Raw genomic sequence first — 19,875 nt, forward strand, 5'->3', positions numbered from 1 at the left:
TGCTCATACCGAGGATTGCGCTCTGATTGGGCGCCGCCGACGCAAGTTCATTTCACCCCAAAAATCGCATCGGCGCAAAAAATCGCATCAGACATGTAGGATTGCCGCCGCCTCGTTCGTCCTGAGGTTCGCAAAGGCCAGACCAAGCGCCCAGACCAAACCCAAAGAGGAACAAGACATGACCGACCAGACCCCCATTCAGCCGGCCGCGAAAGTTCTCGGTGGATTGACCCCCTATCTGCAGCTGGACGGCGCCTTCAAGGCCGCCGAATTCTACAAGAAGGCCTTCGGCGCCGAGCAGGTGTTCTTCTATCCGCCCGATGAGCAGGGCCGCACCATGCACATCCATCTCCACATCAACGGCTCGACGCTGATGATTTCCGATTTCTACCCCGAAAACGGCATGCCTGCCGTCAAGCCGCAGGGCTATACCATGCAGCTCCATCTCGGCGCCGACGAGATCGATGACTGGTGGAAGCGCGCGGTCGATGCCGGCTGCGAAGTCGCAGTGCCGCTGCAGCTGATGTTCTGGGGCGACCAGTGGGGCAACATGCGCGATCCCTTCGGGGTCGAATGGGCGATGAACGCGCCGGCGAAGAAAGACTGACCACCGCTGACAAAGCTCCTCACCGGCTGACGCCGGTAAGGAGCTTTGTGAGATACTCCAAGGAGAACCTGATGTCCTATGTCGATGGTTTCGTGCTCGCCGTGCCGAAGGCAAATATCGATGACTACAAGAAGCTGGCCAACCTCGCAGGCCCGATATGGAAGGAACACGGAGCGCTCGCCTATGTCGAATGTATCGCCGACGACGTGCCCTATGGTGAGTTGACCTCGTTTCCGCGTGCCGTTCAGGCAAAAGACGACGAGATCGTCGTCTTTGCTTGGGCCGTCTATTCGTCCAGGCAAAGCCGCGACGCGGTAATGGCCAAGGTGATGGCCGATCCCCGTTTGACACCCGATTTGGGGCCCATGCCCTTCGATATGAAGCGCATGATCTTCGGCGGCTTCCAGCCCTTCATCGAGCTTTAGCCGCTGCTCAGTCCAGCTTGTCCAGCAGCGGCTTCAACCTGTCGCCATAGCGCTTCCAGAGATCGACCGAGCCCTGATACATCGGCTGGCGCACCTGCGCGGCCGAGGCCGTGCGCACCGGGCGGTCGGTCTCGTGGAACGACAGCGCCTTGTCGTCCCAGGACAGGCCGAGATGCCCGATCAGCGCCCGCGTCTGTCCCTCCTGGTCGGCCACGAAATCCTCGTAACGCACGTCATGGACGACGCCCGGCAGAACATCGTGCCAATGCGCCATGATGTCGGTGTAGATGTTGTGGAAATCGGCGAGCTCGCCCAGATCATAGCCGTAGCGGTGGTTGTCGCCGCGGAAATGCACTTTGTAGATCGAAAGGCAGGTCGCCGCCGCATCGCGCGCGCAATGGATGATCTTGGCTTTCGGCAGCATCATATGGATGAAGCCGATGAGCAGGAAGTTGCCGGGCATCTTGTCGGTGACATGCCTGAAGTTGGGATAGCGCTCATGCAGCATGTCGAGATAGGCTTGGCCCGCCTCCGCAAACTCCGCGTCGGATACATCGACCAGTCCCCAGGGGAAACCTCCCGGCATGGTCAGCGGAAATTGCTTGCCGACCGCGGTTTTCAACATGCTGAGCTCGCCCGCGCCATAGACTTGTGGATGGCTGGCGATGATCTGTTCGACCAGCGTGGTGCCGGAGCGCGGCATGCCGACGACGAAAATCGGCGTGTCGTCGGAGATTGCACTTGGCTTGTGCTTTTCGAAAAAGCCGGCGTTGAACACCGTCTTCATCGCCTCGAATTCGGCCCGCGTCCTGACCGGATCATAATCGATGCCCTTGCGGCGGATCGCATTGCCTTCAGCGAAATAGTCGAAGGCCCTGTTATAGTCCTTCAAATCGTCATTGGCCTTGCCGAGACCGAAGGACAGCTGCATGCGTGCCAGGCTGTCGGCCGGCGCCTTGGCATGCTGGGCCTCCATGCCGGCGAGTTCGGCGTCGCGCTCCTTCTGGCGCTTGACCTGCGTCAGCATCAGCCAGGCCTTTGCCATGCCTGGCGTGATCGCCAACGCCTGCCGAAACAGGTCTGCCGCTTCATCGAGCTTGCCTTTTTCCATCAGCCCGACGCCGAGCCCATGCAACAGGTCGGCATCCTTGGGCCGGATCGTCAGCGCCTCGCGAAAGGTCGCCAGCGCCTCATCCAGACGACCGGCTTCCTGCAACGTTTCGGCAAGCCCGATGCGGGCGCGGACATGGAAGGGATTGCGCCCGATTGTGCCGCGATAGATGTCCTCCGCAGCCTCGAACTGGCCGAGCTGTTTCAACGCCGAACCCAGATTGTCGCGTGCCGCGAGCTGGTCGGGCTTGAGATCGACCGCGCCGCGGAAGAAATCGGCGGACGCGGCAACGCGGCCGAGATCGCGCATCACCGTGCCGAGATTGTTGAGGAAATCGGGATTCTTCGGCTGCAGACGCACAGACTGCTCGATCAGCTCCAGCCCTTCGGGGCTGCGCCCGGTCTGGTGCAGCAACAGGCCCAGGAAATGCGCCGCTGCCGGGTGATTGGCCTTGCGCGCCAGCACCTGCCGGTACAGCGTCTCGGCCTCCTGCCGGCGCCCGGCCTGATGCAGCTGCAGCGCCTGCTGCACATATTGGTCGAGGCCCAGCGGCGCCTGTCCGCCAGCTCCAGCACCCGCCGCTCTTCTCTGATCTCTGTTGATGGGAAACCTGCCGTGTTTTGTCCGCTTGCCGCGATCTAGGCCATCGGCGCTGCAGGTTCAAGGGAAGAGTGGGCTCGCCAAGGGCGCGGACCTCTTCGAAACTCTAGAGGAATTCCAGGAAAATGTAGCGTTCAAATCAGCCGGTGGCTCTCGGCGAGCCGGCGCTCCCGCCGTAGCGTGCCGTCGGTGTCGGCAATCTTGCGCCGTGCCGCTTCGTCGCTTCTTATCGTCAGGCGCACTGATATTGCCTTGGGGAAGAGGACGATTGGCTCGATTGTTGCGGTCGGACGATCCGGCGTTTTCATGAATCTCATATATTTTTGCCTTTCGTGAAAAATAATCTTAGGGGCACCGGAATAATTATTCCGATGCTCTCTAAATAAGAAATTGGCTGATATTGTTCCACGATAGCAGATTTATTAGGGGTTTATACGAGAAATTTTTTATACCGGTCGAGCCGTGGCGGAAATCAGCTTGAATAACCAACAATTTCGGATTATTGATCTGAGATCGTTTTTTGGGTCAAGCTTGGCATATAGCGGCGTCGGAGATACTCGACCCGCCAAACTCATTCCAATCGCCGATGGTTGAGTTCCCGGTTGATGCCGGAAAGCATCGACGAACCAGAGCCAAGCCAATGCCGGATCGCACCACCCGTTCCATCGCCCATTTCGCGGCACCCTTCGTGCTTGGCGTGCTGGAAGGGCAACTGCCGGCCGGCGACTATGACATCGATCACGACGAAGAGCTGATCGAGGGCATGTCGCGGCTTGCCTGGCGTCGCGTCGCCACCTTCATCCATTTGCCGGCAAGGGCGGTGAAGAACCCGGCCACCAGCCAGCTTGTCGCCATCGACTACCTCGAACTCGAAACAGCGCTGAGGCGCGACCAGGAGAACGCAGCATGATCCGCTTCCAGCAGAATGCGCGTCCGCGCACCGATACGCCCTCGCACCTCTTCGCCATCGGCCAGACCGTGCGCATGAAGAGCCGCAGCGGGCTCGCCCAGCAGACCGCCGAGCTGTTTCAGATCAAGAGCAGATTGCCGGTCAAGGATGGCTCGCCGCAATATCGCATCCGCAGCGAGGAGGAGACCTATGAGCGGGTCACCACGGAAGACAACCTCGAAGTAGCGGACGCCCCGGCTGTCCCCGACAGCCAGGCAGTCTGACACCGCACCCACCCAGCACGTACGAAGGAGCAGACAGATGGCCAAGGGTCAGCAGCGCAGCAATCGCGAAACGCGCAAGCCCAAGAAAGACAAGGTGGTGGCCAAGGCCGCCTCCCCGTTCGGTTCCTCGGTCAAGCAGGCAGAGAGCAGCCTGAAGCCGAAGTCGAAGGGCTGACCAGGCAGGGCGCGCCTGGCGCACCTGCCGGCAATGGACTGACGATCTCGGACTGACGATCTCGCGCAAAACTCTGCAACGGAGGCGTGCTTGAACTTCTTCATCGAGTTCTACCGTTCGCGCGACGCCGACGAAGCCACGCTCGACAAAGTGTCGCTGGAAGCGCCCAACCTGCGCGCCGCCCTGCAAGGTGCCACCGCGCTGTTCCATACGCTGGCCATGCCGCAGATCCCCGACCGCGTGCGCATCTGCGACGAGGACGGCAGCGAGCTCTACGCCGGCCCCGGCGTAGGTTTGAGATGAGCCTAGTGGCAACCAAACGCTATAGCAGCTTGTTTTCGCAGCCTCGAAGCACGACTCATGCTAACAATCCCATCCGTTGTGGGAAGTGCCGGTCACATTCCAAGTCTTAGCGACCAAAGAACAAATCATGTACCATGTTCAAGCTTCTCAAGCAGAGCTTTTGCCTCATCGTAGTAAGCCTTCGTAGCGGGCTTTAATCTAACTGCTTCAACAAATGCTTCGTCTGCGCTAACAAAGCCTTCCCTCAATTCGAGATATTTCGCCGTAGCAGCTAGCTCCAAGCAGCGCCAGTGCTTCTTATTCATTAGATGAACCTGATCAGCCTTATCAAAAGGTCGACTAGTTTCATTCTCCTGAATAAATTCAACACCATCACCGGTTAATTTATACGAATATCTGGAGTTTCCGTTCGAGCTATCATCAAAATATTCCACATACTCTTCAAGGAGGCCAAAAGAAACAGCAAATTGAAGGGCATCGGACACCGTTCGGCTGTAAGGTCCATAGTGGTGATATTCAAAATCAGTTATATCAAAATCTTCCAACCCTAAGGCCGCAAGCAGGAAGGTCTCTTTCTGCAGCCGTATTCGGGTATCAAGAGCATCGCCGGATGCGTGCACAATTCGGAGGATGCCCAGCACGGTCTTAGGTCGTCCCATCGTCACTCTCCCATTTCTCCCTATGATAGCACGCGGAACAAACAATGAACATACTACTTCAACAAAACATCCCGAACTTGGTCGAGCACGATCAAACGAGGAAAATAGTGCTTATTTTTCAAAGCTTTGACTATCGCACTGTCCGCATCCTCCTCAATCGGCTGGTCCTTCTTTCCGGCTCCTGTCAGCCAAATTGATTCATCGAAGGATTCCGGGGTAAAATTATAGCCTTTGTAACTAGTCCGAGAGGGATCATCGACTGCGACATAAAATCCGGCAGCCTCCTCACCCACAATTCCAGCCGTTATCTCCAGCGCTTTTTCCCGTTTTGCGGTTATTTTTGCGTAACCTATGTCCTCTATAGAAATAGACTTAAGTAGACTCCGGGTCATAATCCTTGAACTTAGATCGGACCTTACGAAATCTTTTGAATGCCTCCAATGCTCGATTAGCGTCCAAATAGTCGCGTCAGAGACCCGTCCATAGGCCACGATACTAACTTTTGAACCTTGCTCCAAAATGGCCACAAGTGGGTGAGCGATCCCGTCGACGGCAGGGAATATAGATTTGTCGCCCTTCTGAAAAAGCTCATACGCCCGCCGGAAAAGCGACAGAAGCATCTGCGTTGCGGCTCGAACCGCTTGGTGATAATAGATAGCCCTATACAGTTGATCTATTGTAACCAAATAAGCCTCAACTGCCTCAATCGCGCCTCTATCCACTGCGATGCTTTTTCCGTCATGAATATCGAGTAGGTCTATAAGCCGTTCAAAATCAAAACCATGCCCCTTTATTCCGCAAGACAAGGCATCTCGCTGCGTGTAGTCAAGTCTGTCGGCATCCATCTGGCTTGACACGATCTTGAATTTCCAGTGATCCGCCGATCTCAGCTTGAAATCAAAAAAGGCAGAAACTCTATCTCGTAATTTGTCGTCAATTTGATCAAGAATAGTTCTTATGGGTCCATCAGAGTTTATAAATGACCTCGCCATAGTTTCATGATGAAACTCAATGCCATTTCCTTCTAATATTTCTTCTAACGTATGAGAAAAGGCTCCGTGGCCCACATCGTGAAGCAAGGAGGCCAGTAAAACCTCCATTTTGTCGTCTAGGTTTTCCTCCATTGTACGGTTTCGGCAAATGCGCTCGAACATCAACCGGGCAACGTGCTGGACACCTATGCTATGAGAAAAGCGAGAGTGTTCAGCGCCGTGAAACACGAAGTTGGCTAAGCCGTTCTGCCTAATAAGTCGAAGGCGCTGAAAGCACTCGGTATCAATGAGCTTTTGCAATGCCCAACTTATCTGCTCCGCTTTTGACAAGCCCTTTGCAGGCGCAGCCAAATTTACAGAGTCGAACCGAATTTGCAGGTGTACAGGGTCTCGGAAGAATTTTGGCCGCGACATCGGTAGTGCCCCCCGACACTAGTTAGCTATACTAATCGAAGATTCGCAATCCTTCAAAATATTGCGAATCGATCAGTGCACTGAATCCAGTCTCAATGCCTCAGTAGCGGACACTCGCTCGTCGAGGCGTTTGCGTTTCCCTCTCTCGTTCTGGCAAACGAGAGGCCCGACGTGTGCTCCCTCAAATGCCCCGACCGCCTAGACTCTGCACCTCTCCCGAGGAAGTAAGGAAAGTGCCTGCTCACCTGCCAGCGGACCTTCTCGTGTTGGGTCCGAGAGGCCCCCTAGCACGGACCGTTGTCGACGACGCGATAGTCGGCGGCACGAGCCTCGCAAGCATTGGGGAAGGTGCGCAGTTCGCCATGCCGGCGGGCGCAGACGGGCGCGTATTCGCGGGTGCAGAACGTCGGCTCTTCGCTGCCGCCGCCGCCGCCGTCACGGCAAGGGCCGTCGCGCACGATGCGGTAGCCCGAGCGCTCCGCGAGGCAGGCATTGGCGAAGGTCTGGCGGTCGCCACCGCGCCGCGCGCAGACCGGCTCATATTGCTTGCTGCAGAATTGCGGTTCAGGCCGTGGCGGACGGGGTCCCGGCCCGTCATCGACGACGACGGTGCAGGCCGCAAGAAGACCCGACAGGAAGAGAATGGTAAAACCCTGGCGCGAGAAGATCGTCGCAAGAAATCTCATGAATATGCCTCCCTCGAGACCCCCCGTCCCGGCGCAAAACGCGCCTGTCGATCCTCGCCATTCCCTTGCCAAATGCAACCCCCGTTTGCGGCGCTGCGGAGCCATGCGATGCCTCGCCCCCGCATTGGTCTGGCCCTGGACCAGACCGCTGGACCATGCGTGGCCGGGCTCTGGCTGGTGAACTCTCAAGAGGCCGGGTTTATCGAAGCGCCTGCGTCGGGACGCGTCGATGGACGCGGCCCGCGGCGCTATCTTGCAACGATCACGTTTCCGTGCGATAAATTTTGTGTTCGGGCATTTGCGACCCGGAGAGCGGAACGTTTTGGACGACCTTTCCCCGATACTGTGAATCTCTGACGGCCCCGTTTTCGGCGGGGGGTTTTACCATGCGCAAATGCAGGACTGCCGAAGCAACCACCGGGACTTGCCCACGATGCCAGGCGGCGGGCAAACCACAAGACTGACACGGGTGAAGGAGTTTCCCCAATGGCCCAGACCGGCACCGTTAAATTCTTCAACGCGACCAAAGGCTTCGGCTTCATCACGCCCGACGGCGGCGCCAAGGATGTGTTCGTCCACATTTCCGCGATCGAGGCCTCGGGCCTGCGTACCCTCGTCGACGGCCAGAAGGTCACCTTCGACGTTGAACCCGACCGCATGGGCAAGGGTCCGAAGGCGGTCAACCTCCGCGCGGCCTGAACCGGCGGTGCCCACGCGCCCGTCAGGGCGCTCGAAAAAGCACCTCAAGCGTGTTTGAACCGGCTTTGTCAGCCGTCCAGAGTTTCGAAGGCGCGACGTTTCTGGTCGCGCCTTTTTCATGTCCGCCGTCGCCGCAGGCAAAGGACGCTCTACCGGTCCATGGCGTGGCTGATCGCCGGAGCAATCGTCTGGCGCGAATTGCCTTCGGTGCAACAATCTATTTGACCAGCCTTCAGCGTTGCCGCCCTGGCCAAAACTTTCTCTTGCCGATAGCGCTAAAATAAAGGACAAATTTCCCTTCGGGCATTTGCCGGCCCGAAACTGGACTTTATGGGATCAAAGGGAGCTTCCCATGCCGCAGACCGGCACTGTCAAATTCTTCAATCATGCCAAAGGCTTCGGCTTCATTACGCCCGACGACGGGCAGAAGGATGTCTTCGTTCATATTTCGGCCGTGCAGGCTTCGGGTCTTTCCGGTCTGGAGGATGGACAGAAAGTGACATTCGACACCGAGCCGGACAAGCGCGGCAAGGGTCCGAAGGCCGTCAACCTGTCGGTCGGCTAAGCCGGCTCAAGACAGTCCGGACGGAGATTGACGAGGCGGAGCGCCTTGCGTACGCGCTTGGTTTTGCCGCAAGAACTGGATCGTATCAGCCAATTCCGTTCAGCCCCCGTTCAGCCACGGTCTTCTATTAATCGTCCCCCAGGCTGGACCGCATCCCCCGAAAACTATCCGGGCCGGCACGAAGGAGACCAAAATGAATCGCATTTTCAAGACCGCCATCCTGGGCGCCGCTCTCGCCGCGACCACCCTCGCCACCTTGCCTGCCGCCAATGCCAAGGACTGGAACCGCTGGCATCATGGCCATGGTCGTCATCATAATGGCGACGCGCTTGCGGCCGGTGTCGTCGGCCTTGCGGCCGGCGCTCTGATCGCCGGTGCGCTGAGCAACCCGCAGCCGCGCTACAGCAGCTATGAGGACGACTATGACTATCGCGAAGTGCGGCCGGCGCCGGTGCGCCGTTACTATGCCGAACCGCGGGTCGTCTATGCCGACCGCTATGCCGAGCCGTGGACCCGCGACTGGTACGAATACTGCTCGGACCGCTACCGGAGCTTCAATGCCCGCAGCGGCACGTTCACCGGCAATGACGGTGAGCAGCATTTCTGCGTCGCGAATTGACGCTTCCCTGCCCCAAAAAAAGCGCTGACCGCAAGGCCAGCGCTTTTTTTGTTGGCAGAAAGACATCGCTAAGTCAGGAAGGGATTGGTCCGCCTTTCCTCGCCAAAGCGGCCACCCGGGCCGTGGCCGCAGATGAAACCGATCTCGTCACCGAGCGGCAAAAGCTTGTTCTTGATCGAGGCGATCAGCGCAGCATGGTCGCCGCCCGGCAGGTCGGTGCGCCCGACCGAGCCGCGAAACAGCACATCGCCGACATGGGCGAACTTCGCCGCGCGGTTGTAGTATACGACATGGCCAGGCGCATGGCCGGGGCAATGCAGCACCTCGAATATATGTGAGCCGAACGAAACCGTCTCGCCCTCGCTGAGGAACCGGTCGGGGACGCAGTTGCGCACCCCGGTAATGCCGTAGCGCTGGCCCTGGTTCTCGAGATTGTCGAGCAATAGCTTGTCGGCTTCGTGCGGGCCGACGATCTCGATGCCGAGTGCTTCCTTCAGCTCCACGGCGCCACCGGCGTGATCGATGTGGCCATGGGTGATCCAGATCGCAGCGGCGGTGATCGCATTGTCCTTCAGCACCGCCAGCACCTTGTCGATGTCGCCGCCCGGATCGACGACGACGCCATGCTTGTCATCCATGTCGAACAGGATGGTGCAGTTCTGCTGGAAAGGCGTGACCGGCACGATGCCGGCATTGAGCTGACCCATGATTGTCCTTTCGCTGTTCCAGCGTGATGTAGAGGCGTGGGCGAAGGCCGTCCACTGCTGAAAGGCAAACAGTCCGTCCTAAAACAGAAATGGGCGGCCCAACGGCCGCCCATTTGACGAAGCCTCAGTCTCAAGCAATTCCAGGAAAAGTGTAAAGCGGTTTTCCGTCCGGAATTGCGTAAAACAACAAACTAGATCATTCGCCGTGAAACGGTGAATGATCTAGTTGGCTTACTTCTTCATCGCGCCCATGACCGCACCGATGATGCCGGTCAGGATGGCGCCGCCGCCGGCGCCGCCGAGCAGGTTTTTGAGGTTCAGCGTATCGCCCAATCCGCCCGCTGCCGTGGCAGCCGCTGCCGGGTCGGCCGTGCCGCCGAGCAGGCTGCCGAGGATCGCCGCGCCGCCGACGCCGCCAACGGCGCCACCGATGATTTTGGTCAGCTGGCCCATCGCCGCATTCTTCAGCGCAACGCCGACCGCCTGACCACCGACAACACCTGCAATTACCTGTACAACGAGCGCAATGAGCGTATTCGTATCCATGAACCTAGTCCCTCCATAGCTGCCAGCCTCCCGGGCCGACACCATCATGAGACGCTGAATTATACGAAAGTCAAATGCACAGATGCTGAAATAAAGGGGCGGGCCTCAAAACCGCCCCTGCTTGCGAAAAAAGCTGTGACTTTCGTTATTCTGCGGCTATCGCATGCTTAGGTTGCACCGCAGCAGAATAGTCGTTCATCAAAGTCTTGGCGATCTCGCCGACCTCGAATCGGTACGGACCGATCTCGGAGACCGGCGTCACTTCCGCTGCCGTTCCGGTGAGGAAGCACTGTTCGAAGCCTTCGAGTTCCTCAGGCATGATGGCGCGCTCGACGACTTCAAGGCCGCGGTCCTTGGCGAGGCCGATGACGGTGCGGCGGGTGATGCCGTCGAGGAAGCAATCGGGCTTCGGCGTGTGGATCTTGCCATCCTTGACGAAGAAGATGTTGGCGCCCGTTGCTTCGGCGACCTGGCCGCGCCAGTCGAGCATCATGGCATCGGCATAGCCCTTGGCCTCGGCGGCATGCTTGGACATGGTGCAGATCATGTAGAGGCCGGCGGCTTTCGACTTCGACGGCGCGGTGCGCGGATCGGGCCGGCGCCATTCCGCCAGATCGAGACGGATGCCCTTGAGCTTCTGCGCCGGGTCGAAATAGCTCGGCCATTGCCAGATGGCGATGGCGCAGTTGATGCGGCTGTTCTGCGCCGACACCCCCATCTGTTCGCTGCCGCGCCAGGCGATCGGCCTGACATAGGCGTCCTGGAAACCCTGCTTCTTCAGAAGCGTGGTCGAGGCGTCATTGAGCTCGGCCACGGAATAGGGAATATTGAAGCCGAGCAGGCGCGCTGATTCATGCAGACGCTCGTTGTGCTCATTGAGCTTGAAGATGGCACCGCCATAGGCGCGCTCGCCCTCGAAGACGGCGCTGGCATAGTGGAGGCCGTGGGTCAGCACGTGGATCTTGGCGTCGGCCCATTTGACGAACTCGCCGTTGATCCAGATGAAGCCGTCCAGTTGGTCGAAGGGAACGGATGCCATGGAAACCTCCCGCGGGCGGCGACCCGCATATCATTGGTGTTGTTTTTGGTGCGCGACAGCCGCGTCGGGCGGCCCTTGAAGCGTAAGCGGAGAATCGAACTCTGGCAAACTCAGGAAGTTCCGGAAAAACTGCACTCCCTTGCCTTTTCGTTCGCAATCCGCCCAAAAGCTTGCCAAAAATTACCATTGCAGGGAAATTACGTCAATAGTACTGACATAATTTCCCTCTATGGACGGAGAAATGATGACGGATCGAAGCCCAGCTGCCGGAAAACCGATCAAGACGCCTATCACCGACGAAGACGGCATCGACTTCGCCATCATCGAACTGTTCTTCTTTGCCTATCGCGATTTCACTTCCGATCCCGACCAGATCCTGGCCGATTACGGCTTTGGCCGCGCCCATCACCGGGTGCTGCATTTCGTCAACCGCCGGCCGGGACTGACGGTCGCTGAACTGCTCGACGTGCTCAAGATCACCAAGCAGAGCCTGGCGCGGGTGCTCAAGCAGTTGATCGACACCGACCATATCGTGCAATTGCAGGGTCCGCGCGACCGCCGCCAGCGGGAGCTCTATCCGACAGCCAAGGGGCGCGCCCTGGCGCTGGCCCTGGCGCGGCCACAGTCACGCCGCATCCGTGCTGCATTGGAAGATTCCGGAGCCAGCGAGCGTCCCTTGATCGAACGATTCCTGGAAGCCATGGTCAATCCGGAACTAAGGGCGCAGATCGACATTGTGCCTGCAAACATGTCAGGGAAAAGCCATGGAGACCATTGAGAGGGTGGACCAGCCGACGGCGCCGGACGATGACGCGCCGCATCTGCTTGTGGTCGACGACGACACCCGCATTCGCAATTTGCTCAAGCAGTATCTGACCGAAAACGGTTTTCGCGTCACAGTCGCCGGAAATGCCGGCGAGGCCAGGCGAAAGCTCGCCGGACTCGACTTCGACCTCCTTGTCCTCGACGTCATGATGCCCGGAGAGACCGGCGTCGACCTCACCAAGGCGCTGCGGGCGGAGAAGAACGTACCGATCCTGATGCTCACCGCGCTATCGGAAACCGACAGCCGCATCACCGGGCTCGAGGCCGGCGCCGACGACTATCTGCCCAAGCCCTTCGACCCGCGCGAACTGATCCTGCGCATCAATAACATTCTGCGCCGCGGCGGCCCGGCGACGACGCCCAAGGTCGAGCAGCTGGTCTTCGGCCCCTACACCTTCCAGATCGCCAGGCGCGAGCTGAAGCGGGGCGGCGAGGCGCTGAAGCTGACCGACCGCGAGCAGGAGATCCTGGCGATCTTTGCCGCGCGGGCCGGCGAAACGATCCCGCGTCACGAGCTTGTCGGCGACGATTCGGAAGTCGGCGAGCGCACCATCGACGTCCAGATCAACCGCCTGCGCCGCAAGATCGAGCGCGATCCGTCCAATCCGGTCTGGCTGCAGACGGTGCGCGGTATTGGGTATCGGCTCAGCGTGGAATAGAATGCCGCTGACGGCCGCCCTTGGCCATAGATGTGTGGCCATCGACCAGCGGCATCGACCAGCGGCCATTGACCCAGCGAAAGGACAAATGGCGACCACGCAACTGGAACGGCCGGAACAGGGCGGCTTTGGCGCGCGCGTATCACGCGCGCTGAAAGCAATGCCGCGTGCCTGGAAGCGGTTCTGGCGGCTGGTTGCGTTCTATATGCCCAAGCGGCTTTATGCCCGCTCGCTGATCATCGTCATCGCGCCGATGATCCTTCTGCAGTCGGTCGTCGCCTTCGACTTCATGGAACGCCACTGGGCAACCGTGACGCAGCGCCTGTCGCAGGCCACCGTGCGCGACATCGCCGCGATCATCGACATGATCGAGACCTATCCGCACGATGGCGACTACGCGAACATCATCCGCATCGCCCAGGACCGCATGCAGTTGAAGGTCGACCTCTTGCCGCCCGACCCGTTGCCGGCGCCTGGACCCAAGCCCTTCTTCTCGATCCTTGACGACGTCCTTTCCACCGAGATCACCCGCCAGATCAACCGCCCGTTCTGGATCGACACGGTCGGCAATTCCAACATCGTCGAGGTCCGCATCCAGCTCGAGGGCAAGGTGCTGCGCGTCTTCGTGCGCCGCAGCCAGGCCTATGCCTCCAACACCCACATCTTCCTGATCTGGATGGTCGGGACGTCACTGGTGCTGCTGACGATTGCCATCCCCTTCCTTCGCAACCAGATCCGGCCGATCCTGTCTCTGGCCGAGGCCGCCGAAAGCTTCGGCAAGGGCCGGCCGATGCCGCGCGATTTCCGCCCACGCGGCGCCGAGGAGGTTCGCCGGGCCGGCTTTGCCTTCATCCAGATGCGCGAGCGCATCGAACGCCAGCTGGAACAGCGCACCGCCATGCTGACCGGCGTCAGCCACGATCTCAGAACCATCCTCACCCGCTTCAAGCTGCAGCTGGCGCTGGCCGGCGGCAAGCCCGAGACCAAGGCCGCGCTCAACCAGGACATCGACGACATGCAGTCGATGCTGGAAGGCTATATCGCTTTTGCCCGCGGCGAAGCGTCGGAAGATGCCGGCCATTTCGATCTCGAGGCCTATTTCCAAAAGCTCGGCGAGGAGGCGTCGCTGCACAAGCGCAAGCTATCGACCGTGCTTGCCGGTGATCCGGACGTGCATGTGCGCCCGCACGCTTTCGCCCGGCTGTTGTCCAATGTCGCCGGCAATGCCTTGCGCTATGCCAAGACGGTGGAGATCAGCGCCGATCACGGCCGCGGCTCACTCGTCGTCACCATCGACGATGACGGTCCGGGCATCCCGCCGGAAAAGCGCGAGGACGTGTTCAAACCGTTCGTGCGGCTCGACGAGGCGCGCAACCTCGACGCCAGCGGCACCGGCCTTGGTCTCTCTATCGCCCGCGATATTGCCCGCAGCCATGGCGGCGACATCATGCTGGAAGACAGCCCGCTCGGCGGCCTGCGGGCGGTGATCAAAGTGCCCGCCTGACCAAAGCATGATCTGGAAGTCGGGCTCGGCCAAAAACCACCTTCATCCGCGCGTCATGAAACCATGGTCAAGAGCGCGCATGAAGCGCGCGACCTCAGTTGATTCGGCTCAGCCGCCTTACTTCGACCTCGTGCCTGCCCGGGTGCGGTGGAGCGAAGCGAGGGCAGCCGGGCCGTACCGCTATCGCATCAAGGCAACCGTCGACCCGAGCAAAGGACCGCCATGCGCATCCTGATGGTCACCGACGCCTGGCGGCCGCAAGTCAACGGCGTCGTCCACACGCTGGAGCGGCTCACCGAAACGCTGAAAACCTTCGACGTTGCGGTCGACTTCCTGACCCCGAACATCTTTCGCACCTTGCCGTTGCCGACCTACCCCGACATCAGGCTGGCGCTGACCACGCCCGGCCATGTCGCGCGGCTGATCGAGGCTCGCAAGGCCGACCATATCCATATCGTCACCGAAGGCCCGCTCGGCATCATGGCGCGGCGCTATTGCCGCAATGCCGGCCGTCCCTTCACCACCAGCTATCACACCCGCTTTCCCGAATATCTCAGCGCCCGCCTGCCGGTGCCGGAGAGCTGGGCCTATCGCTGGCTGCGTGATTTCCACAATTCCGGACAAGGCACGCTGGTCGCCACCCAGTCGCTGGCGGAGGACCTTGCGTCGCGAGGCTTCACCAAGCTCAGGCCGTGGACGCGGGGCGTCGACACCGATTACTTCCGCCCCGACAAGAAGAAGGACCTCGGCTTCCCTGGCCCGGTATTCCTGTGCGTCGGCCGCGTCGCCATCGAGAAGAACCTGAGCGCCTTCCTCGATCTCGACTTGCCCGGCAGCAAGGTGATCGTCGGCGAAGGACCGGAACTGGCCAGGCTCAGGGCGAAGTACCCGCAGGCGCATTTCCTCGGCCATCGCCCGAACGATGAGCTGGCCGAGATCTACGCCTCGGCTGATGTTTTCGTCTTCCCCAGCCGCACCGACACGTTCGGCAACGTCATCATCGAGGCGCTGGCCAGCGGCACGCCGGTGGCCGCCTATCCGGTCACCGGACCGATCGACATTGTCGGCGACGGCATCGGCGGCGCGGTGTCGACCGATCTGCGCGAGGCCTCGCTCGCCGCGCTCAATGTCGACCGCGCCGAGGCGCGCGAACGCGCCATGCGCTACAGTTGGAAAGCCTGCGCCGAAATGTTCATGGACACGGTCGAAGAGGCGCTGAGCACAAGGCGCAAGCTGGCCGCCTGACGCAATCTTCCTAAAACAACCTGCCGCCGTCCGGCACCTTGCGCTCGATGGCGCCAAGGACCACGGCGCCTTCCTCATCAGGGAAGCCGAGCGTGAGCACTTCGGACATGAACGGACCGATCTGGCGCGGCGGGAAATTCACCACCGCAAACACCTGCCGTCCCACCAGCGTTTCCGGCGCATAGTATTTCGTGATCTGTGCCGAGGATTTCTTCACGCCGATCTCAGGGCCGAAATCGATCTTCAGCTTGAAGGCGGGTTTGCGCGCCTCGGGGAAAGGCTCGGCCTCGACGATCGTGCCGGCACGGATGTCGACACGATCAAAATCGGCAAAGCTGATCTCGGGCTTGCGCGCGCTGCTCGAACTCATGGAAGCTCAAGCGTTGCCATAGGTCTCGAACAGGACACCGGCCAGCGCATCCTTGGCCGAGGTTCCCGACCAGACAACGAACTGGAAGGCCTGGAAATAGCATTCGCAGGCTTCAAGCGCCGACGACAAAAGCACCTCGACCTGCTGGCTCGACGGTTCGACCCCGCCGGCAAGCAGCAGCGACTGGCGAAACATGATCGCGCCCTCCTGCTCCCAGAGATCGAAATGGCCAAACAGCATCTGCTCGTTGATCAGCGACAACAGCCGCATCACTTCCAGCGCGCGGGCTTCCGGCACCTTGATGTCGAAAGCACAGGCCAGATGCAGCGCCTCGAAATCCTCCATCCATGAGAAGGAGACGTGATAGTCGGTCCAGCTGCCGGCAACCGAGATCGAGATTTCGTCATCGCCGGCCCGTTCGAAGGACCAGTCATTGTTATGGGCGACCTGCTCGATGACATCCACCGGATGGATTTCGCGGGAGAATTCGAGTTCGAGAAGTTCCATGGAATGCTTCCTGTGTTCAGGGGAGCGCCACACGCTCCGCGGGGCACACACGACGAACAATTTGTCTTGAACTCGGACGGCCAGGACTTCACGACACAAAGACCCCGGACCGGACCCCACCGCCCGGCCGCATGACCCTGCTCCGAATCATGCAACAAATTCAGTCTATTGATCGGGAGTCGCGTGAACAGCCTAATTTTTCGCACTGCGTCATCAGCATGTGGAAAGGCGCTGTCACAAAGATTCATGCATTGCCGGTAAACGATTCACGGCAAAGCACTTTTTCGGATTGTGCTTTGTGGAAAAGTTTAAATTTTATTTTTTTGCTTTGGGCTTTGCCGCAGCCGCAGGTGCGGCCTGTCCGGTCAATTCGGCAAGCCTGGCCTCGAGCGCGTCGATGCGGGCGGCCAGCCTGGTGTTTTCTTCGCGGGCCTTGGCAGCCATGTCGCGGGCAGCCTCGAACTCCTCGCGCTGCACCACATCCATGGTGTTGAGGATGCGCTCGGCCTGCCCCTTGAAGGCAGTCTCCACCTCGCGGCGCACGCCTTGTGCGGCACCCGCAGCATCGGTCATCAGCTTGGCGAATTCATCGAGAATGCGGTTCGGTCCGGTTGACATGGCAAATCCTCGCTTGCTCGAATTGACGTAGTGGCACTGCCTGCGGAATGCAAGAACGTTGAAGCTGGTGCGGCTTCATGTCGGACGCGATTTGGCTCACGGTCCGGCCGACAGATTGCTATTATCGCAAATGGATTCTTGGAACGACGGTTGCCGTGACGGACAGTGCGGACTTGGAGAAGCGCTTTGCAGCACTCGATGCAGCACTCGCAAAGGGCATTTCGGATGCCGATGCGGGCCGGGTCAAGCCTGGCGACGAGGTGCTGGACAGGCTTGAAGCCAAATACAGGGCAATGGCAGAGAGAACCAAGTGAAGTTACTGGTCTTCGCAGACCAGCGGCCTAGTTTTCCTCACGACTTGCTCAGGCAAGAGTCACTCTCATTCAGGATCAACCAATGGCAACGCCCCCGCGCCGACCGACCAATCCGATGGAAGCCGCTGAAGCGGCCTTCAAGCCGGTCAAGAAACCCGCGCCTCCCATTCGCGAACCCTCCGCCGCACCAAACGTTCGCGAGCTTGTCTCGATCAGGATCGATCGCGCCGTGCTCGACCATTTCCAGGAAGATGGCCCCGGCTGGCAAGACAGGATCAACGATGCGCTCAGGCAATTGGTCGCCGGCAAGCCGCAGGGTTGAGCCCATTATCTCTGACGATCAGGCTGTCGTCACCTTGCCTTGACCCAGCCAAAACCCTGCCGCATGGTCCGCGCCCTAACGCGAGCCCTCCCAGGAGATCCTGTTGAACGACTATTTCCCGCTGCCGATGGCGTCGCTGTCCTTACCCAACATCGACCCGATCCTGGTTCAGATCGGCCCGCTGGCTGTGCACTGGTACGGCATCGGCTATATCGTCGGCATCCTGTTCGCCTGGTGGTACGCCAAGCGGCTCGTCACCAACACAAGGCTGTGGCCTGATGGCGTCTTGCCGATGAAGCCGATCGACCTCGACGATTTCATCGTCTGGGCCGCCGTCGGCGTCGTGCTCGGCGGACGCACCGGCTATGTGCTTTTCTACGATTTAAAGCGCTATATCGACCACCCGCTCGACATCTTCGCCGTCTGGCAGGGCGGCATGTCGTTCCATGGCGGCCTGCTTGGCGTCATCCTCGCCATGACGCTGTTTTCCCTCAAGCGCGGCATCCGCACCTGGACGCTGTTCGACGTGGTGGCAGCCGGCGTGCCGGTCGGGCTCGGCCTCGTCCGCATCGCGAACTTCGTCAATGCCGAACTCTGGGGTCGCGTGACCGACGTGTCGTGGGGCGTCGTCTTCTGCAACGAGCGTCTCCAGCAGACCGTGGCGGGTTGTGTCGCGGGCCTGGAGCCTCGCCATCCGAGCCAGCTCTACGAAGCGCTGCTCGAGGGCGCGGTGCTGTTCCTGGTCCTGCGCTTCCTCACCCATTCGCGGCTGAAGCTGAAGACGTCGCGCTTTGTCGGCGGCGCCTTCATTTGCGGCTACGGCCTGTCACGCATCTTCGTCGAGTTCTTCCGCGAGCCCGACCAGCAGCTCGGCTACCTCCTCGGCGGCTGGCTCACCATGGGCATGGTGCTGTCGCTGCCGATGGTGCTGGCCGGCATCTGGGCGATGGCCACCGCCAAACCGGCGCCGCAACCACAGCCGGCATGACACGGCTGAAGACCCGCATCGTCGACCTGATCGGCGCGCTCGGGCCCCTCCCCGTCAACGAGTACATGGCGCTCTGCCTTTTCGATCCCAGCGACGGCTACTACACCACGCGCGAGCCGTTCGGCGCCGCCGGCGACTTCGTCACCGCACCCGAGATCAGCCAGATGTTCGGCGAACTCGTCGCCGTCTGGCTCTATCAGGCCTGGCTGGCGATCGGCCGACCGCTGCCGGTCACCATCGCGGAGATCGGGCCTGGCCGCGGCACGCTGATGAAGGACATGCTTCGCACCCTGACGCGGCTCGATCCGGCTATCGCCGCCGGAGCGTCCTTCGCTCTGGTCGAGACCAGCCCGCGGCTAACCGAAATCCAGAAGCAGACGCTTGCCGAAAGTTCGGTTGAGCTCGGCTGGCACGAAACCATCGCCACGCTACCGCAGGCGCCATTGCTGATCGTCGGCAACGAATTGTTCGATGCCGTGCCGATCCGCCAGTTCATCCGCGCCGGCGCCGGCTGGCGCGAACGGGTGATCGGCCTCGATGTCTCAGACGAGTTGAGCTTCTTCGCCGGCGCTGGCTCGGTCGAGGCGACGCTGCTGCCGGAAGACGCCACCGAGGCGCCACAAGGCTCTATTTTCGAAATAGCACCGGCCCGCGCGGCACTGATGGCGACCATTGCCGAACGCATAGCCGACCACGGCGGCGCCGGGCTGTTCCCCGATTACGGCCATCTCCAGCCCGGTTTCGGCGACACATTGCAGGCCGTGCGCAGGCACGCCCCCGAAGATGTGCTGGCCAATCCCGGCGAAGCCGATCTCACCGCCCATGTCGACTTCGCGGCACTGGCCGCCGTCGTGCGGGCGCATGGCCTCGATGTGGAATTGGCGACGCAGGGCGACTTTCTGCTTGGCATGGGATTGCTTGAGCGAGCTGGCCAGTTGGGCAGCCAGGCAAGCCAAGAGGCACGACAAACCATTGCCGATGCCGTCGAGCGCCTGGCCGGACCCGACGGCATGGGCACGCTGTTCAAAATCCTGAAAATCCTGCCGCATCAGCCAGTCTGACCCTCAGAGATCGTTACAAGCCGTCCCGCCATGTCGCTTGTGGTCGCATGCCTGCTTTTGGCCAATGCAAAGTCGACGCGGCAGCACTGTCGCAATCACTCGGCCGAACTTCGCCTTGACGAAAACGCCGGCGCGGACAACA

28 protein-coding genes are annotated in these 19,875 nt (G+C 60.3%); 17 read left to right on the forward strand and 11 right to left on the reverse strand.

Annotated elements, in window-relative coordinates:
• The first annotated feature begins 178 nt into the window (after positions 1-178).
• On the forward strand, positions 179-607 hold the full coding sequence (locus X756_RS164730) for a glyoxalase/bleomycin resistance/extradiol dioxygenase family protein (protein ID WP_023672011.1): 429 nt from the start codon (positions 179-181) through the stop codon (positions 605-607).
• 71 nt (positions 608-678) lie between these two features.
• Entirely contained in the window at positions 679-1,032 is a 354-nt protein-coding gene (locus X756_RS164725) for a DUF1428 domain-containing protein (protein ID WP_023683729.1), read from the forward strand.
• A gap of 7 nt (positions 1,033-1,039) precedes the next feature.
• Here X756_RS164725 and X756_RS164720 read toward each other — a convergent pair whose 3' ends face one another.
• Complete coding sequence (locus X756_RS164720; protein WP_023724948.1) at positions 1,040-2,674, reverse strand: sulfotransferase; 1,635 nt, start codon at positions 2,672-2,674, stop codon at positions 1,040-1,042.
• A 203-nt stretch (positions 2,675-2,877) separates the two neighbouring features.
• Positions 2,878-3,060, reverse strand: coding sequence for a hypothetical protein (locus X756_RS164715; RefSeq protein ID WP_023728228.1), 183 nt, complete (start codon positions 3,058-3,060; stop codon positions 2,878-2,880).
• Positions 3,061-3,383: 323 nt separating this feature from the next.
• On the opposite strand from X756_RS164715, the gene X756_RS164710 reads away from it, so the two are divergent.
• The 4 genes from X756_RS164710 (at position 3,384) to X756_RS164700 (ending at position 4,394) form a co-directional block, all read left to right on the forward strand.
• Positions 3,384-3,653, forward strand: a complete 270-nt coding sequence (locus X756_RS164710; RefSeq protein ID WP_023728229.1) for a hypothetical protein — start codon at positions 3,384-3,386, stop codon at positions 3,651-3,653.
• Positions 3,650-3,916, forward strand: a complete 267-nt coding sequence (locus X756_RS164705) for a hypothetical protein (RefSeq protein ID WP_023728230.1) — start codon at positions 3,650-3,652, stop codon at positions 3,914-3,916. Before X756_RS164710 ends, X756_RS164705 begins: the two co-directional genes overlap by 4 nt.
• 37 nt (positions 3,917-3,953) lie before the next feature.
• Complete coding sequence (locus tag X756_RS1000000169220) at positions 3,954-4,091, forward strand: hypothetical protein (protein WP_023683725.1); 138 nt, start codon at positions 3,954-3,956, stop codon at positions 4,089-4,091.
• A gap of 90 nt (positions 4,092-4,181) precedes the next feature.
• Complete coding sequence (locus X756_RS164700) at positions 4,182-4,394, forward strand: hypothetical protein (RefSeq protein WP_023728231.1); 213 nt, start codon at positions 4,182-4,184, stop codon at positions 4,392-4,394.
• Between the two features lie 125 nt (positions 4,395-4,519).
• On the opposite strand, the gene X756_RS164695 is transcribed toward X756_RS164700, so the two are convergent.
• From X756_RS164695 to X756_RS164685, 3 genes are all read right to left on the reverse strand, one after another.
• Positions 4,520-5,053: a hypothetical protein gene (locus X756_RS164695; protein ID WP_023728232.1), complete on the reverse strand. Its 534-nt coding sequence runs from the start codon at positions 5,051-5,053 to the stop codon at positions 4,520-4,522.
• 53 nt (positions 5,054-5,106) lie between these two features.
• Positions 5,107-6,459 carry an HD domain-containing protein gene (locus X756_RS164690; protein ID WP_084569817.1) on the reverse strand — a complete coding sequence of 451 codons (1,353 nt, stop codon included), beginning with the start codon at positions 6,457-6,459 and terminating at the stop codon, positions 5,107-5,109.
• A 284-nt stretch (positions 6,460-6,743) separates the two neighbouring features.
• Complete coding sequence (locus X756_RS164685) at positions 6,744-7,145, reverse strand: Kazal-type serine protease inhibitor domain-containing protein (protein WP_023728234.1); 402 nt, start codon at positions 7,143-7,145, stop codon at positions 6,744-6,746.
• 486 nt (positions 7,146-7,631) lie between these two features.
• On the opposite strand from X756_RS164685, the gene X756_RS164680 reads away from it, so the two are divergent.
• The 3 genes from X756_RS164680 to X756_RS164670 all read left to right on the forward strand — a co-directional run bounded on the left by X756_RS164680 (position 7,632) and on the right by X756_RS164670 (position 9,028).
• Positions 7,632-7,844, forward strand: coding sequence for a cold-shock protein (locus tag X756_RS164680; RefSeq protein WP_006202520.1), 213 nt, complete (start codon positions 7,632-7,634; stop codon positions 7,842-7,844).
• Between the two features lie 352 nt (positions 7,845-8,196).
• Positions 8,197-8,409, forward strand: a complete 213-nt coding sequence (locus tag X756_RS164675; RefSeq protein WP_023672019.1) for a cold-shock protein — start codon at positions 8,197-8,199, stop codon at positions 8,407-8,409.
• A 193-nt stretch (positions 8,410-8,602) separates the two neighbouring features.
• Positions 8,603-9,028, forward strand: a complete 426-nt coding sequence (locus X756_RS164670; RefSeq protein ID WP_023728235.1) for a BA14K family protein — start codon at positions 8,603-8,605, stop codon at positions 9,026-9,028.
• A 68-nt stretch (positions 9,029-9,096) separates the two neighbouring features.
• Here the strand turns inward: X756_RS164670 and X756_RS164665 are convergent, their stop codons facing one another.
• The 3 genes from X756_RS164665 to X756_RS164655 all read right to left on the reverse strand — a co-directional run bounded on the left by X756_RS164665 (position 9,097) and on the right by X756_RS164655 (position 11,320).
• Positions 9,097-9,735: an MBL fold metallo-hydrolase gene (locus tag X756_RS164665; RefSeq protein ID WP_023728236.1), complete on the reverse strand. Its 639-nt coding sequence runs from the start codon at positions 9,733-9,735 to the stop codon at positions 9,097-9,099.
• 231 nt (positions 9,736-9,966) lie between these two features.
• Positions 9,967-10,281, reverse strand: a complete 315-nt coding sequence (locus X756_RS164660; protein WP_023686110.1) for a hypothetical protein — start codon at positions 10,279-10,281, stop codon at positions 9,967-9,969.
• 145 nt (positions 10,282-10,426) lie between these two features.
• Positions 10,427-11,320, reverse strand: coding sequence for a branched-chain amino acid aminotransferase (locus X756_RS164655; protein ID WP_023728237.1), 894 nt, complete (start codon positions 11,318-11,320; stop codon positions 10,427-10,429).
• Positions 11,321-11,564: 244 nt separating this feature from the next.
• On the opposite strand from X756_RS164655, the gene X756_RS164650 reads away from it, so the two are divergent.
• From X756_RS164650 to X756_RS164635, 4 genes are all read left to right on the forward strand, one after another.
• A complete protein-coding gene (locus X756_RS164650; protein WP_023683723.1) occupies positions 11,565-12,098 on the forward strand; it encodes a MarR family transcriptional regulator in 534 nt (177 codons plus the stop codon).
• Positions 12,085-12,804 (forward strand): response regulator transcription factor, encoded by a 720-nt coding sequence (locus X756_RS164645; RefSeq protein WP_023672025.1) that lies wholly within the window; start codon positions 12,085-12,087, stop codon positions 12,802-12,804. The genes X756_RS164650 and X756_RS164645 overlap by 14 nt, the downstream gene beginning before the upstream one ends.
• Before the next feature lie 88 nt (positions 12,805-12,892).
• Positions 12,893-14,308 carry an ATP-binding protein gene (locus tag X756_RS164640; protein WP_023672026.1) on the forward strand — a complete coding sequence of 472 codons (1,416 nt, stop codon included), beginning with the start codon at positions 12,893-12,895 and terminating at the stop codon, positions 14,306-14,308.
• A gap of 222 nt (positions 14,309-14,530) precedes the next feature.
• Positions 14,531-15,553, forward strand: coding sequence for a glycosyltransferase family 1 protein (locus tag X756_RS164635; RefSeq protein ID WP_023728238.1), 1,023 nt, complete (start codon positions 14,531-14,533; stop codon positions 15,551-15,553).
• Positions 15,554-15,563: 10 nt separating this feature from the next.
• Here X756_RS164635 and X756_RS164630 read toward each other — a convergent pair whose 3' ends face one another.
• The 3 genes from X756_RS164630 to X756_RS164620 all read right to left on the reverse strand — a co-directional run bounded on the left by X756_RS164630 (position 15,564) and on the right by X756_RS164620 (position 17,048).
• The gene (locus X756_RS164630) at positions 15,564-15,923 is read right to left on the reverse strand and encodes a tRNA-binding protein (RefSeq protein WP_023672028.1); all 360 of its coding nucleotides are present in this window, start codon (positions 15,921-15,923) and stop codon (positions 15,564-15,566) included.
• Positions 15,924-15,929: 6 nt separating this feature from the next.
• Positions 15,930-16,430 carry a YbjN domain-containing protein gene (locus tag X756_RS164625; protein ID WP_006202532.1) on the reverse strand — a complete coding sequence of 167 codons (501 nt, stop codon included), beginning with the start codon at positions 16,428-16,430 and terminating at the stop codon, positions 15,930-15,932.
• Positions 16,431-16,745: 315 nt separating this feature from the next.
• Positions 16,746-17,048 (reverse strand): accessory factor UbiK family protein, encoded by a 303-nt coding sequence (locus tag X756_RS164620; RefSeq protein ID WP_023711152.1) that lies wholly within the window; start codon positions 17,046-17,048, stop codon positions 16,746-16,748.
• A gap of 77 nt (positions 17,049-17,125) precedes the next feature.
• On the opposite strand from X756_RS164620, the gene X756_RS1000000169660 reads away from it, so the two are divergent.
• The 4 genes from X756_RS1000000169660 (at position 17,126) to X756_RS0133320 (ending at position 19,733) form a co-directional block, all read left to right on the forward strand.
• The gene (locus X756_RS1000000169660) at positions 17,126-17,362 is read left to right on the forward strand and encodes a hypothetical protein (RefSeq protein WP_023672030.1); all 237 of its coding nucleotides are present in this window, start codon (positions 17,126-17,128) and stop codon (positions 17,360-17,362) included.
• Positions 17,363-17,444: 82 nt separating this feature from the next.
• A complete protein-coding gene (locus tag X756_RS164615; RefSeq protein ID WP_023683720.1) occupies positions 17,445-17,684 on the forward strand; it encodes a BrnA antitoxin family protein in 240 nt (79 codons plus the stop codon).
• A 103-nt stretch (positions 17,685-17,787) separates the two neighbouring features.
• A complete protein-coding gene (gene lgt / locus X756_RS164610; protein ID WP_023728239.1) occupies positions 17,788-18,672 on the forward strand; it encodes a prolipoprotein diacylglyceryl transferase in 885 nt (294 codons plus the stop codon).
• Entirely contained in the window at positions 18,669-19,733 is a 1,065-nt protein-coding gene (locus X756_RS0133320; protein ID WP_031237653.1) for a class I SAM-dependent methyltransferase, read from the forward strand. Before lgt ends, X756_RS0133320 begins: the two co-directional genes overlap by 4 nt.
• The last annotated feature ends 142 nt before the right edge of the window (positions 19,734-19,875 follow it).

The sequence above is a fragment of the Mesorhizobium sp. LNJC405B00 genome, assembly GCF_000502615.1.
Taxonomy (GTDB): domain Bacteria; phylum Pseudomonadota; class Alphaproteobacteria; order Rhizobiales; family Rhizobiaceae; genus Mesorhizobium.

Bases quoted from the DNA above. Each gene is read 5' to 3' on its own strand.
- X756_RS164645 (WP_023672025.1), top strand. From the start codon at position 12,085: ATGGAGACCATTGAGAGGGTGGACCAGCCGACGGCGCCGGACGATGAC.
- X756_RS164660 (WP_023686110.1), bottom strand. From the start codon at position 10,281: ATGGATACGAATACGCTCATTGCGCTCGTTGTACAGGTAATTGCAGGT.
- X756_RS164665 (WP_023728236.1), bottom strand. From the start codon at position 9,735: ATGGGTCAGCTCAATGCCGGCATCGTGCCGGTCACGCCTTTCCAGCAG.
- X756_RS164685 (WP_023728234.1), bottom strand. From the start codon at position 7,145: ATGAGATTTCTTGCGACGATCTTCTCGCGCCAGGGTTTTACCATTCTC.
- X756_RS1000000169220 (WP_023683725.1), top strand. From the start codon at position 3,954: ATGGCCAAGGGTCAGCAGCGCAGCAATCGCGAAACGCGCAAGCCCAAG.
- X756_RS164670 (WP_023728235.1), top strand. From the start codon at position 8,603: ATGAATCGCATTTTCAAGACCGCCATCCTGGGCGCCGCTCTCGCCGCG.
- X756_RS164715 (WP_023728228.1), bottom strand. From the start codon at position 3,060: ATGAGATTCATGAAAACGCCGGATCGTCCGACCGCAACAATCGAGCCA.
- X756_RS164635 (WP_023728238.1), top strand. From the start codon at position 14,531: ATGCGCATCCTGATGGTCACCGACGCCTGGCGGCCGCAAGTCAACGGC.
- X756_RS164705 (WP_023728230.1), top strand. From the start codon at position 3,650: ATGATCCGCTTCCAGCAGAATGCGCGTCCGCGCACCGATACGCCCTCG.
- X756_RS164640 (WP_023672026.1), top strand. From the start codon at position 12,893: ATGGCGACCACGCAACTGGAACGGCCGGAACAGGGCGGCTTTGGCGCG.
- X756_RS164630 (WP_023672028.1), bottom strand. From the start codon at position 15,923: ATGAGTTCGAGCAGCGCGCGCAAGCCCGAGATCAGCTTTGCCGATTTT.
- X756_RS1000000169660 (WP_023672030.1), top strand. From the start codon at position 17,126: ATGTCGGACGCGATTTGGCTCACGGTCCGGCCGACAGATTGCTATTAT.
- X756_RS164690 (WP_084569817.1), bottom strand. From the start codon at position 6,459: ATGTCGCGGCCAAAATTCTTCCGAGACCCTGTACACCTGCAAATTCGG.
- X756_RS164615 (WP_023683720.1), top strand. From the start codon at position 17,445: ATGGCAACGCCCCCGCGCCGACCGACCAATCCGATGGAAGCCGCTGAA.
- X756_RS164710 (WP_023728229.1), top strand. From the start codon at position 3,384: ATGCCGGATCGCACCACCCGTTCCATCGCCCATTTCGCGGCACCCTTC.
- X756_RS164620 (WP_023711152.1), bottom strand. From the start codon at position 17,048: ATGTCAACCGGACCGAACCGCATTCTCGATGAATTCGCCAAGCTGATG.
- X756_RS164655 (WP_023728237.1), bottom strand. From the start codon at position 11,320: ATGGCATCCGTTCCCTTCGACCAACTGGACGGCTTCATCTGGATCAAC.
- X756_RS164650 (WP_023683723.1), top strand. From the start codon at position 11,565: ATGACGGATCGAAGCCCAGCTGCCGGAAAACCGATCAAGACGCCTATC.
- X756_RS164695 (WP_023728232.1), bottom strand. From the start codon at position 5,053: ATGGGACGACCTAAGACCGTGCTGGGCATCCTCCGAATTGTGCACGCA.
- X756_RS164625 (WP_006202532.1), bottom strand. From the start codon at position 16,430: ATGGAACTTCTCGAACTCGAATTCTCCCGCGAAATCCATCCGGTGGAT.
- X756_RS164730 (WP_023672011.1), top strand. From the start codon at position 179: ATGACCGACCAGACCCCCATTCAGCCGGCCGCGAAAGTTCTCGGTGGA.
- X756_RS0133320 (WP_031237653.1), top strand. From the start codon at position 18,669: ATGACACGGCTGAAGACCCGCATCGTCGACCTGATCGGCGCGCTCGGG.
- X756_RS164725 (WP_023683729.1), top strand. From the start codon at position 679: ATGTCCTATGTCGATGGTTTCGTGCTCGCCGTGCCGAAGGCAAATATC.
- X756_RS164675 (WP_023672019.1), top strand. From the start codon at position 8,197: ATGCCGCAGACCGGCACTGTCAAATTCTTCAATCATGCCAAAGGCTTC.
- X756_RS164680 (WP_006202520.1), top strand. From the start codon at position 7,632: ATGGCCCAGACCGGCACCGTTAAATTCTTCAACGCGACCAAAGGCTTC.